The organism is Arthrobacter sp. DualSoilB13 (genome assembly GCF_055389195.1).
In genome coordinates this window covers 1,476,244-1,488,406 of sequence record NZ_AP035865.1, presented here as the reverse complement: position 1 = coordinate 1,488,406, position 12,163 = coordinate 1,476,244, and the positions used below count along the sequence as shown (strand labels likewise).

At 61.9% G+C, this 12,163-nt stretch carries 12 protein-coding genes; 7 read left to right on the top strand and 5 right to left on the bottom strand.

Features of this window, described 5'->3' with window-relative positions; genetic code table 11:
* Positions 1-11: 11 nt before the first annotated feature.
* The gene (locus ACZ5J0_RS06905) at positions 12-1,490 is read left to right on the top strand and encodes a lipase maturation factor family protein (RefSeq protein WP_223942209.1); all 1,479 of its coding nucleotides are present in this window, start codon (positions 12-14) and stop codon (positions 1,488-1,490) included.
* Here the strand turns inward: ACZ5J0_RS06905 and ACZ5J0_RS06900 are convergent.
* Positions 1,461-2,588, bottom strand: a complete 1,128-nt coding sequence (locus ACZ5J0_RS06900) for a LacI family DNA-binding transcriptional regulator (protein WP_208097237.1) — start codon at positions 2,586-2,588, stop codon at positions 1,461-1,463. The two genes, ACZ5J0_RS06905 and ACZ5J0_RS06900, sit on opposite strands and share 30 nt — an antisense overlap.
* Positions 2,589-2,826: 238 nt before the next feature.
* Here ACZ5J0_RS06900 and ACZ5J0_RS06895 point away from each other — a divergent pair, with 238 nt between their 5' ends.
* Genes ACZ5J0_RS06895 through ACZ5J0_RS06870 form a run of 6 tightly spaced genes read left to right on the top strand, consistent with a single transcriptional unit; the run spans position 2,827 to position 9,097 of the window.
* Positions 2,827-4,146: an ABC transporter substrate-binding protein gene (locus tag ACZ5J0_RS06895; RefSeq protein ID WP_142939677.1), complete on the top strand. Its 1,320-nt coding sequence runs from the start codon at positions 2,827-2,829 to the stop codon at positions 4,144-4,146.
* 4 nt (positions 4,147-4,150) lie between these two features.
* Entirely contained in the window at positions 4,151-5,089 is a 939-nt protein-coding gene (locus ACZ5J0_RS06890) for a carbohydrate ABC transporter permease (RefSeq protein ID WP_142939678.1), read from the top strand.
* Positions 5,089-5,988 carry a carbohydrate ABC transporter permease gene (locus ACZ5J0_RS06885; RefSeq protein WP_464094473.1) on the top strand — a complete coding sequence of 300 codons (900 nt, stop codon included), beginning with the start codon at positions 5,089-5,091 and terminating at the stop codon, positions 5,986-5,988. The genes ACZ5J0_RS06890 and ACZ5J0_RS06885 overlap by 1 nt, the downstream gene beginning before the upstream one ends.
* Positions 5,989-6,018: 30 nt before the next feature.
* The gene (locus ACZ5J0_RS06880) at positions 6,019-7,239 is read left to right on the top strand and encodes a Gfo/Idh/MocA family protein (protein WP_464094472.1); all 1,221 of its coding nucleotides are present in this window, start codon (positions 6,019-6,021) and stop codon (positions 7,237-7,239) included.
* Positions 7,240-7,271: 32 nt separating this feature from the next.
* Positions 7,272-7,973, top strand: coding sequence for a ThuA domain-containing protein (locus ACZ5J0_RS06875; RefSeq protein WP_142939681.1), 702 nt, complete (start codon positions 7,272-7,274; stop codon positions 7,971-7,973).
* Complete coding sequence (locus tag ACZ5J0_RS06870; RefSeq protein ID WP_464094471.1) at positions 7,958-9,097, top strand: Gfo/Idh/MocA family protein; 1,140 nt, start codon at positions 7,958-7,960, stop codon at positions 9,095-9,097. Before ACZ5J0_RS06875 ends, ACZ5J0_RS06870 begins: the two co-directional genes overlap by 16 nt.
* Positions 9,098-9,202: 105 nt before the next feature.
* Here the strand turns inward: ACZ5J0_RS06870 and ACZ5J0_RS06865 are convergent, their stop codons facing one another.
* From ACZ5J0_RS06865 to ACZ5J0_RS06850, 4 genes are read right to left on the bottom strand one after another with little or no spacing between them, the layout of a single operon-like run.
* Positions 9,203-10,072 (bottom strand): HpcH/HpaI aldolase/citrate lyase family protein, encoded by an 870-nt coding sequence (locus tag ACZ5J0_RS06865; RefSeq protein WP_464094470.1) that lies wholly within the window; start codon positions 10,070-10,072, stop codon positions 9,203-9,205.
* Between the two features lie 40 nt (positions 10,073-10,112).
* On the bottom strand, positions 10,113-10,598 hold the full coding sequence (locus tag ACZ5J0_RS06860; RefSeq protein ID WP_464094469.1) for a MaoC family dehydratase: 486 nt from the start codon (positions 10,596-10,598) through the stop codon (positions 10,113-10,115).
* Positions 10,595-11,347, bottom strand: coding sequence for a CoA transferase subunit B (locus tag ACZ5J0_RS06855; RefSeq protein WP_142939685.1), 753 nt, complete (start codon positions 11,345-11,347; stop codon positions 10,595-10,597). The genes ACZ5J0_RS06860 and ACZ5J0_RS06855 overlap by 4 nt, the downstream gene beginning before the upstream one ends.
* On the bottom strand, positions 11,344-12,162 hold the full coding sequence (locus ACZ5J0_RS06850) for a CoA transferase subunit A (protein WP_142939686.1): 819 nt from the start codon (positions 12,160-12,162) through the stop codon (positions 11,344-11,346). The genes ACZ5J0_RS06855 and ACZ5J0_RS06850 overlap by 4 nt, the downstream gene beginning before the upstream one ends.
* Position 12,163 lies beyond the last annotated feature (1 nt).

Genomic DNA, 12,163 nt, shown 5'->3' with positions numbered 1-12,163 from the left:
ACCGTGGAATCGTGGAGTGGTTCTCCTGGTTTGATGCGCGGGACTATTTTGATGCGCGGGACTATGAATTTGCCCGGCAGGTGTTGCAGCGTGGCACAGCGGCGCTTTATGCCCTTGCCTTCTTCTCCACGGTGAACCAGTTCCCGGCGCTCCTCGGCGAGCGCGGACTGTTGCCGGTACCGGCCTTCCTGGCTATGGCCCGTCGCCTTGGCCGGCCTACCCTGTTCCGGTGGCGCTACTCCGACCCGCTTCTCCGGGCGGTGTGCTGGACGGGTATTGGCGTGTCCATTCTGCTGGTCATTGGCCTGCCACAAACGGGGCCGCCCTGGCTGCCCATGCTGGCCTTTCTCACGTTGTGGTTCCTCTACATGTCAATCGTGAACGTTGGCCAGACGTTCTATGGTTTTGGTTGGGAGATCCTTCTTCTTGAGGCCGGTTTCACGGTGGCCTTCCTTGGTTCGGACCAGACTCCCCCACCGGCAACCATCCTCATTCTCATTTTGTGGCTGGTGTTTCGGCTTGAGTTCGGGGCCGGCATGATCAAGATCCGCGGCGGCCGTGAGTGGCGGGACATGACGGCGATGTTCTATCACCACCAGACACAGCCGATGCCCGGCCCGCTCAGCAGGCAGGCACATCTCCTGCCGCGTCCGCTGCACAAGGTGGAAGTGGTGGGCAATCATGGTGCGCAGCTGGTGGTGCCGTTCTTCCTCTTCGCCCCTCAACCGCTGGCCAGCATCGCAGCGGGCATCATCATCGTGACGCAGCTGTGGCTGGTGGGCACCGGTAATTTCGCCTGGCTGAACTGGGCGGCGATCGTCCTGGCGTTCGCCGCCGTCAGCGACCCGGTGGCCCATGCGGTTTTTCCGTTCATCCCCCTTGAGTGGCACGCAAGTGCCGATACCCCGGCGTGGTGGCTCGTCGTCGTCGTACTTGTCACCGTTCTGCTGGTGGTGTTCAGCTACCGCCCGCTCCTCAACCTCTTCTCCAGCCAGCAACTGATGAATGCCAGCTTTAACCGTTGGCGCCTGGTCAACGCCTATGGTGCTTTCGGGACGGTGACCAAGCAGCGCATTGAGATCGTGGTTGAGGGAACCTTGGACGAGGATCCCCACGCGCCGGATGAGCGATGGTTGGAGTATGGATTCAAGGGCAAGCCCGGCGATGTTCGTCGACTCCCCCGGCAATGGGCGCCGTACCATCTGCGCCTGGATTGGCTCATGTGGTTCCTGCCGCTGAGGACCGTCCATGAGGAATGGTTTTATGCCTTCCTGGACCGGCTGCTGGAGGCTGACAAGGCTACGCTTAGGCTGCTTCGACAAGACCCGTTCGACGGCGAACGCCCCCGTTGGGTGCGGGCGCGCAGCTACCTGTACCGCTTCGCCAGCCGTGCAGAGTTCCGCGGGACGGGCGAACGTTGGGTCCGGGTGCTGCTGTATGACGCCGTTCCGCCGGTGCAGTTAAGACCGGGACGCCGGCTTTCCGGATGAGGCTGGTTCCCGGGGTGAGGCTGGTTCCCGGGGTGACGCCGTGGATTCACGAACCACCAGGTGGGTTGCGAGTTCCACGCGCCTGGAGTCAATCTCTTCACCGTGCATTTGGCGAAGGATGAAGTTCAGCGCGGAACGCCCTATTTCCTGAAGAGGCTGGCTCACCGAGGTCAGTGGGGGCGTGGATTCTTCCGCCTGATAGGTTCCGTCGAACCCAACGAGGCTCATTTCCTCGGGGATTCGGATGTCCTGCCTCCGCGCCTCGGCCAGAACGCCCATAGCAATACTGTCGCTTGCGGCAAAGACTGCCGTGGGCGGATCTTCCAGGGCCACCAGGGACTTGAAAGCCGCCGCTCCGGTCTCGGGCCGGAACGGGCCCGCGGAAACATATTCATGTTCAACGGTGATGCCTTCGGCCATCAGTGCGGCCATGTAGCCGTGGAGCCTGGCCTGGCTGCATTCGGCGGTGGCGGGACCCCCGATGTAGGCAATGCGTCGATGCCCGAGCTCCAAGAGGTGCGTGGCGGCAGCTTTCCCCCCTGCCCAGTTGCTGGAGCCCACGCTGAACAGATCAGCAGGTGGCGGATTCAGGGGGTCGATCACCACGATGGGAATCTGACGCCTCTGGAAGGCTTCCAGCTGAGCGGCTCCGAACGCCGAGGTCACCACGATCATGCCGCTGCGGCCCTCATCGACCATGCGCTGCGCGCGTTCCTCAGGGCCCAGCGGCGGTGCTGCCTGCAGTCCGGTGACGGAGAGGATTACTTCCATGTCCGAAACGTTGGCCTGCTCCATGATCCCCTTGAGGACTTCCATGTTGTAGGCCGAGTTCAGAGAATCGAACACCGCCTCGACGGTCCGCTGGACGGGGTTGCCCTTGCGCTGAAGGGGTGATTTGTATCCGGTACGTTGCAGGGCTGCCAGGACACGGGCCCGGGTGCCTTGGGCCACGTCTCCACGCCCGTTGACCACTTTGGACACGGTGGGAACTGACACTCCGACCTCCTGCGCTACTGCAGAAAGGGTCAGCTTGGAGGGTCGGACTTCTGAGCTCACAGGTACCGCTTTCGAAAAGTTTCGGTTGCTCACAGTCTGCATCGGGAGGGGCGCACTCGTCAAACCGTGAGCCAGCACAACGGATTGATTGTCCAGCAGGCCTTGACGGTGATGTGCGTCACCGCTAAGTTTGGTGGGCACTTCCGAAAGGACTTCCGAAACATTTCGAAAAGTTGCTGGTGCTGGTGATCGAAGTTGATCCCCAGACCCGCGAAGTGCGGCTTTTACACGCACAACCGGGCGATCAGCGTCGAGCCCGAAGGACGAATGGAAACTGCACATGAATAATCTCAAGTTGCGCACCGCCGGAATGGCCGTTTCTGCAGCCGCATTGTCAATCTCCCTGGTCGCCTGCGGATCCTCAGGTCCGGCCGGGACAGGAGCCTCCGCGGACTCGGCAACCATGTGGGGACTGACCGGTGGTGACCAGCCTGTGTTCCAGGCATCCGTGGACTCGTGGAACAAGTCGCACCCCGACTCCGCCATCAAGCTCGACTTCTTCGCCAACGATGCATACAAGACCAAGGTCCGCACCGCTGTGGGCGCCGGCCAGGGCCCCACGCTCGTTTACGGGTGGGGCGGCGGTGTCCTCAAGTCCTACGTCGATGCCGGCCAAGTGGACGACCTGACCGGATTCCTCAAAGAGAACCCTGACGTCCAAAGCCGCTACCTTCCCTCCATCCTCGAGAGCGGCGTGATCGACGGCAAGACCTACGCGCTCCCCAACAACAAGGTCCAGCCCGTAGTGCTCTACTACAACAAGGAAGTCTTCGAGAAGATCGGGGCAGAACCGCCCAAGACCTGGGACGAGCTGATGGCGTTGGTCCCCAAGTTCAAGGATGCCGGCGTGGCACCCTTTTCCCTGGGTGGTCAGTCCAAATGGCCGGATCTGATGTGGCTTGAATACCTGGTGGACCGGATCGGCGGTCCTGAAGTCTTTGCAAACATTGCAGCCAACAAGCCGGACGCCTGGTCAGACCCGGCAGTGATCGAGGCGCTGACCAAGATCCAGGAACTGGTGGATGCCGGCGGCTTCATCAACGGCTTCTCCTCCATTGCCGCTGACAGCAACGCAGACCAAGCCCTGCTGTACACGGGCAAGGCCGCCATGATCCTGCAGGGCAGCTGGATCTACCAAGGCATGAAGAAGGACGCGGCCGACTTCGTTTCGAGCGGAAAGCTCGGATACACCCCCTTCCCCACTGTTGAGGGCGGCAAGGGTGACCCGGCGAACGTTGTGGGAAACCCGTCCAACTTCTGGTCCGTCTCTTCCAAGGCCACGGAAGAGCAAAAGAAGACCGCGCTGGAGTACGTCAAGGACGGAATGTTCAACGAAGAAAACGTCCAGGGCCTGATCAACTCAGGAGCAGTACCTGTGGTCACCGGCATTGAAGACAAGCTCGCGGCGTCCCCTGACAAGGACTTCCTGACTTACGTGTACGGCATGGCCAAGGATGCCCCGGACTTCACGCTCTCCTGGGATCAGGCACTCAGCCCCGCACAAGGAGACGCCATGCTGGCCAACCTGGACCAGATTTTCCTGAAGAAGATCACCCCTGAGCAGTTCGCATCCACCATGAACGCGACGATCGGGAAGTAATACGGTGTCCGCAACTACCACCACTCCACCACGGGAGTTAGTCGCAGGAGGCACCCCGGGTACCCGACGGACTCTTGAAAAGGGTCCGTCGGGGTGGCTCGCCGTCCCCGCGCTCGCCTTCTTCATGCTCTTCGCCATCCTCCCGCTTCTGGGAGTACTGTTCCTAAGCTTCACCCGCTGGGACGGCCTGGGCGAAATCAAACTGGACGGACTGTCCAGCTGGAACACCGTCCTGGCCGATCCTGTGACGGGCAACGCGTTGCTGGTGACGGCCAAGATCATGTTTTTCTCCTTCATAGTCCAGGCACCCATCAGTCTGCTGCTCGGCGTCTTCACAGCAGCAAGCCAGAAGTATCGCGCCGCACTGGCCGTCCTATACTTCGTGCCGCTGCTGCTCTCTTCGGCAGCCGTAGCCATCGCTTTCAAAGCGCTGCTGGACCCCAACTTCGGCCTCGGCCCCGGCCTGGGCCTGCCCTTCCTTGCCCAGGACTGGCTGGGCAACTCTGATCTGGTGCTGTTCGTAGTGGTTTTCGTGATCGCCTGGCAGTTCGTGCCCTTCCACACCCTGATCTACCAAGGCGGCGTGCGACAGATTCCCGCTTCACTGTACGAAGCTGCGCAAATTGACGGCGCCGGCCGTGTCCAGCAGTTCTTCAACATCACGTTGCCGCAGCTGAAGTACACCATGATCACGTCCTCCACGCTCATGGTGGTGGGTTCCCTGGCCTACTTCGACTTGGTCTTCGTGCTGACAGCCGGTGGGCCCGGCTACTCCACCAGGCTCCTGCCGCTGCACATGTACCTCACCGGCTTCAAAGCGAACGACATGGGAGCGGCGAGCGCCTTGGGAGTCATCCTCGTTGTTATCGGCCTGGCCCTGGCACTGCTCCTGCAACGACTCGGCGGCAAGAACCGCAACGCCAGCCAACTGGAAGGTGCGTAATGGCTTCCACCACCCAACTCCCCACAGCCCCGGCAGCGGTCCCCGAAAAGGTGACCACCCGCCGTCGGCACCCAAAAATTGGCCGTTCGCGGCCAAACTTCCTGGGCGGCCTGGGCGGCTGGCTCTGGCTGGCCGTCATCATTGTGCCCGTGTACTACGTGGTGATCACCAGTTTGAAGAACCAGGCGGGATTCTTCACGTCCAACCCGATGCTGCCACCGGTAGAGCCAACCTTGGACAACTACAAGCTTGTCCTGGAGAACGACTTCGCAAAGTACTTCGCCAACAGCCTCATCGTCACCCTGGGCAGTGTTGTTCCGGCGCTGTTCGTTGCCTTTATGGCTGCTTACGCCATTGTGCGCGGCAAGGGCCGGTTCCTGAGCTGGACCAACAATCTCTTCCTCCTGGGCCTGGCCATTCCGCTGCACGCAACCATCATCCCCATCTACTGGATGATCACCAAGGCCCACATGTACGACACCTTGTTGGCACTGATCCTGCCCTCCATTGCGTTCGCGATCCCCGTATCGGTGCTCATTCTCTCCAACTTCATGCGGGATGTTCCCAACGAGCTTTTTGAGTCGATGCGACTGGACGGCTGTTCTGACTGGGCCATGATGTGGCGACTGGCGTTGCCCATGACCAAGCCCGCTGTCATCACGGTTGGTATCTACAACGCACTCCATGTGTGGAACGGATTCCTGTTCCCGCTGATCCTCACGCAAAGTCCGGACACCAGGGTTCTGCCGTTGTCGCTGTGGACCTTCCAGGGTGAATTCAGCGTCAACATCCCGGCGGTGCTCGCCTCCGTGGTACTGGCAACGCTTCCGTTACTGGTGATCTACGTGGTGGCGCGCCGGCAGTTGCTCAGTGGCCTCACCGCAGGCTTCAGCAAATAGCCGGCTACCACCAACCAGAAAGGACTTCCCATGACAGAAACCCGACCCCTTCGTGTGGGCATGGTGGGCTACGCCTTCATGGGCGCCGCCCACTCCCACGCCTGGCGTACCGCGCCACGCTTTTTTGACCTACCCCTTATTCCTGAACTGACCGCCGTGGCGGGCAGGAACGAGGAAGGCGTGCGGGCAGCGGCCGGCAAATACGGATGGTCGTCCGTAGAGACTGATTGGCGCCGCCTCATTGAGCGTGACGACATCGATCTCATCGACATCTGCACTCCCGGCAACACCCACGCGGAGATAGCGATCGCAGCGCTCGAGGCCGGCAAGCATGTCCTCTGCGAGAAGCCCTTGGCCAACTCGGTGGAAGAAGCCGAAAAAATGACACAGGTGGCCCGTGCCGCGGGCGAACGCGGCGTGTTATCCATGTGTGGCTTCAGTTATCGGCGCACCCCTGCCTTGGCACTGGCCAGGCGAATGGTGGACGACGGCCGCCTGGGCGAGATCCGGCACGTCCGCGCACAGTACCTTCAGGACTGGCTCAGTGACGCTGACGCTCCACTGACCTGGCGACTGGACAAGTCCAAGTCCGGGTCCGGTTCACTTGGGGACATCGGCGCGCACAGCATCGATGCCGCGCAATGGATCACCGGACTGAACATCACCGGGGTCTCCGCCCTGTTGGAGACGTTCGTGAAGGAACGCCCGGCAGGCGGCGACTTTGTGGGCCTGGGTGGTCATGGCGGCACAGATGGGCCGCGGGGTCCGGTCACGGTTGATGACGCTGCGCTGTTCACCGCCCGGTTTCAGGCCAAGCACGACGGCGGCGCTGACGCCAACTCGAGTGGCCGCACCGCCGCCGGGCCCATCGGCATCTTCGAAGCAACCCGTTTCGCCCTGGGACGCAAGAACGCCATGCGCCTGGAACTGAACGGCACCAAGGGCTCACTCGCCTTTGACTTCGAAGACATGAACTCCCTCCAGTTCTACGATTCCGCACTGGAACCGGATGCAGGCTTCCGCAAGATCATGGTCACCGAACCGTCCCACCCCTACACCGCCAACTGGTGGCCCACCGGCCACGGCCTCGGCTACGAGCACGGCTTTACGCACCAGGTGGTTGACCTCGTCACTGCCATCGACGCAGGCGAGCAGCCTACGCCGTCGTTCGATGACGCTTTGCAGGTGCAAAAAGTGCTGGCCGCCGTCGAGGCGAGCGCAGAGAACGCAAGCCGCTGGCAGAACGTGTGAGCCATATGAATACGCCCGATACGAAGGAAACCATGACAAGCAACAACAAGACAGCGCTGGTGGTCCGCGGCGGATGGGACGGACACCAGCCGGTGGAAGCCACAGAGCTGTTCATCCCATTCTTGAAGGACAACGGCTACGACGTCCGGGTGGAGGAATCCCCCAAGATCTACGCAGACCCCGATTACATGTCCGGCGTGGACCTGATCGTGCAATGCATGACCATGACCACCATCGAAAAAGATGAATTCGAGGGCCTGCGCTCTGCTGTTGAAAACGGTACCGGCTTGGCTGGCTGGCACGGCGGCATCGCTGATTCCTACCGCAACAACTCGGACTACCTGCACCTGATCGGCGGCCAGTTCGCCTGCCACCCGGGCAAGCATGCCGACGAGCTGATCGGCGAACAATCGGACAACTACGTCCCCTACACCGTCAACATGCTTCCCGCGGCCTCCGTACACCCCATCACCCAGGGAATCGCTGACTTCGACCTCGTCACCGAACAGTACTGGGTCTTGTCCGATGACTACATCGACGTCCTGGCCACCACTACCCAAAAAGTCCGCGCATGGGACCCGTGGAACCGCGAAGTGACCTCGCCGGCCATCTGGACCCGCCAATGGGGCAAAGGCAAAATCTTCGTCTGCACCCCCGGCCACCGCGTGGAAATCCTCCAGGACAGCAACGTCCGTACCATCATTGAAAGGGGCATGCTGTGGGCGTCTCGATAACCCCTGCCAAGCCGCTAAACGTCGGAGTCATCGGCTGTGGCGCCATCATTGCCCAGTACTTGAGCAACTTCCGTCGGCTCGATTCCCTCAGCCTGGTAGCCGTCGCGGACCTTGACCCGGCGCGGGCGCAGGCCGTGGCCGACTCCTACGATGGTGTCCGGGCACTAACAGTGGACGGGCTCCTGGCAGCCGATGATGTGGACCTCGTCCTCAACCTCACCATCCCTGCCGCTCATGCCGACATCGCGCTACGAGCCATCGCAGCCGGAAAATCCGTGTACGGCGAAAAGCCACTGGCTGCCACCACCGCTGAGGCGCAGGAAGTACTGGTTGCGGCCGCGGCGGCGGGGGTTGTGGTTGGCTGCGCACCGGACACCGTGCTGGGAACCGGAATCCAGACAGCCCGCAAGGCGATCGACGACGGACTAATCGGAGCGCCGATTTCGGCAACAGCCACCATGGCCACGCCAGGCCACGAACGCTGGCACCCGAACCCCGATTTCTACTATCAGCCCGGCGGCGGACCACTGCTGGACATGGGCCCCTACTACGTCTCGGCGCTGGTCACACTGCTCGGTCCTGTGGTGTCAGTGGTGGGTGCTGCCAGCCACACGCGAAGCGAACGCACCATTGGTTCGGGCCCTCGTGAGGGACAGGTGGTCCCGGTGGATATCGACTCACATGTCACCGGGGTTCTGGTCCATGAGTCCGGTGCCTTGTCCACCCTGTTCATGAGCTTCGACGCCGTGAAAACAAAGAGCCCCAACATTGAGATCCACGGCGAGACGGGCTCGCTGATCGTCCCTGACCCCAATCATTTCGACGGCGATGTGCAGCTGTTCGCGCTTGGTGCCGAGGATTGGGAAACACTGCCCGTCTCAGCTGGTTATGTGGACTCGGGACGTGGCTTCGGCATCGCCGACCTCGCCAACACACCGTCCGGCCAGGAACCACGTGCCGGCGGTCAGTTGGCCTTCCATGCCTTGGACGTTATGGAATCAGTGCTGGAATCAGCCAAGAGTGGGAAAGCGGTCGCCATCAAGAGCACGGCCTCGCGGCCCGCTGTGGTGGAACTGACGGAACTGGTCAAACAGAAGGAACTCTCGACGCCGGTACGCGCCTAGCGCTCCGGCCGCCCCAACGAATCCGGTCACCCCAACGAATCCGGTCACTGTTCGCTCACTTCGCCGTTCTACGGTGCGTGGGACGATCAGAGGCCGGATTCGTCGTTAGTGCTTTGCGCGGCGGAGGGTCGCTTCGGCGTGCTTGAGGATGGGGCCATCGATCATCTTCCCCTTGAACTGGAACACACCAGTGCCTGCCGCGGCTGCCGCTTCCAGGAGTTCTTTGGCTTGGGCTACGGCTTCGTCGGTGGGAGCGTAGGCCTCCCGGACCACGGCCACCTGGTTCGGGTGGATGCAGGCTTTCGCTCCGAAGCCACTGGCCACGGCATCCCGGGACTCAGCGGACAAACCGTCAAGATCCGGGATATTTACGTACACGGAATCGATGGCTTCCTTACCCGCAGCCTTGGCGGCAAGCAGGACAGCGGACCGCGAGTGAAGAGCGACAGCCCGGTACCCGCCGTCGTCGTTCCTGCTGGAAAGGCCACCGAGGGAGGCCAGCAGGTCCTCGGCTCCCCACATCAGAGCCACGACGTTCGGCTCGGCGGCGATCGAAGCCGCGTTGACGATGCCTGACGCGGTTTCACACAGCGCGATCACCTGATAGCCAGCCAAGGCCCTCAGCTGCTCCGCGCTCTCCGCCTTGGCCAACATGACCGTGCGGTAGGGCGTCTGGGCCAGGATCTGAAGGTCGAGCTCGAACTCCGGAGTCCCCACGGGATTCACCCGAACAATAGTGCGGCTTGGCTCAAGACCGCCGGTGCCGGATTGCCCTGAACCCGCCAGTTCAAGGATCGCGTCGCGGGCGCCCGGCTTGTCCGCAGGAGCCACAGCGTCCTCGAGGTCAAGGATGACGGCGTCGGACCGCTCAGCAGCCTTCCCGAAGCGCTCAGGCCTGTCGGCAGGGCAGAACAGGAGGGCCGGTCCCATGGTGAACGGGAGAACCGCCGTGGTTGACGAGTGGGTGGAAGGCATGCGGATTCCTTGCTGCTGATGTGCTGACACGAACGGAGAACTATGACTGCGCGGCGTGAGCTTCCTTGGTCCACATCAGGCAGGTCCGGGTTGCCAAAGCCACCACTGCCCCATCCTGGTTTCGGCCGGTGTGTTGCATGGTCACCACGCCTTGACCGGGCCGCGAAGACGACAACCGTTTCCCCGTAATCACTGTTTCCGTGTACAAGGTATCGCCATGAAACAGCGGATGCGGAAACGTGACATCCGTCAGCCCCAGCTGCGCGATGATGGTGCCCTGCGTCAGCTGTGTCACGGACTGCCCCACCATGGTGGACAGAGTAAACATTGAGTTCATGAGCCTCTGCCCGAACGGCTGCCCGGAACTCCAGGCCGAGTCCAGATGCAACGCCTGCGTGTTCATGGTCAGGGTGGTGAAGAGGACATTGTCCGTTTCGGTGACAGTGCGGCCAGGCTTGTGCGCGTAAATCACGTCCTCTTCGAGCTCGTCGAAATAGAGCCCGCGCTGCTCCACCACCCGCGTCATACAGTGAGCTCCTGGTCTTCTTCGAACAGCTCGGCACCGGTGGCGGCCAAGACGTCCTCAAGGGTGACGTTGGGGGCAAGCTCACGGAGGACCAGACGCGGATCACCTTCATCCTTGACCACATCGATCACCGCCAAATCCGTGATGATCCGGTCCACGCAGCCCTTACCTGTCAATGGCAACGTGCAGTCCTGGACGATCTTGGGCCTGCCGTTGCGGTCCACGTGTTCCATCATGACAATGACTTTCTTGGCACCGAACACCAGGTCCATTGCCCCTCCCATGCCCTTGACCATCTTGCCGGGAATCATCCAATTGGCCAGGTCACCGTTCGCGGCCACCTCCATGGCACCCAAAACTGCTACGTCCACGTGCCCGCCACGGATCATGCCGAAGGACGCCGCCGAATCAAAGAATGCAGCCCCGGCATTGGTGGTGACCGTTTCCTTGCCCGCGTTGATGAGGTCCGGATCAATGTTTTCCTCAGCCGGGTATGGACCCACGCCCAGGATCCCGTTCTCCGAATGAAGGATGACCTCCACGCCCTCCGGAATGTAGTTGGGGATCAGCGTGGGCATCCCGATGCCCAGGTTCACGTATTGCCCGTTGGTGAGTTCCTTGGCCACCCGGGCGGCCAGTTCGTTGCGGGTCCAGCCTTTGGCCTCGTGATGTTCGACGTCGGCGCGGCGGTACTCGTGCCGGACGGCTTCGGGACGGGGTGGGATGTCCTGGTACGTGTTGTCGGTCATCGTTCCGCTCCTGACTGGGCTGTTCCGGACTGGCCTGGTGCTGACTGGCTGGGCCCGGTATTAGGGGCCAGGGCCACCGTCCGCTTTTCTATGCGCTTCTCGCTCGTGGTGGCCACCACCACCCGTTGGACGAAAATCCCCGGCGTATGGATATGCTCCGGGTCCAGCTCGCCGGGTTCCACCAACTCCTCCACTTCGGCAATGGTGGTCCTTGCCGCCATGGCGCAGAGTGGGTTGAAGTTCATGGCCGTCGCGTGGAAAACCAGGTTCCCGTGCCGGTCGCCCTTCCAGGCATGGACCAGGCCGAAGTCCGGTGTCAGGGACTCTTCCAGCACGTAGTCCGCGTCATTGAAGGTGCGTACCTCCTTGGGCGAGGAGGCGAGCGCAACGTTCCCCTCGGCGTCGTACTTCTGCGGGAGGCCGCCCTCGGACACTTGGGTTCCCACACCTGCTTTGGTGTAGAACGCAGGAATGCCGGCACCACCGGCGCGGAGCTTCTCAGCCAGGGTGCCCTGCGGGGTGAGGACTACTTCCAGCTCGCCCGCCAAGTACTGCCGGGCAAATTCCTTGTTCTCGCCGACGTAGGAGCTGATGGTGCGCCGGATACGACCATCCTTGAGGAGGATGCCCAGGCCCCAGTCGTCCACACCGCAGTTGTTGCTGACTGTCTCAAGATCCGTGGTGCCTTGGCTGTACAGGGCGTCGATCAGGGAAACGGGGATGCCGCATAAACCGAAACCTCCCACCGCCAGCGAGGCTCCGTCCGGGATGTCCTTCACCGCTTCCGCGGCGCTGGCAACAACCTTGTCAATCATC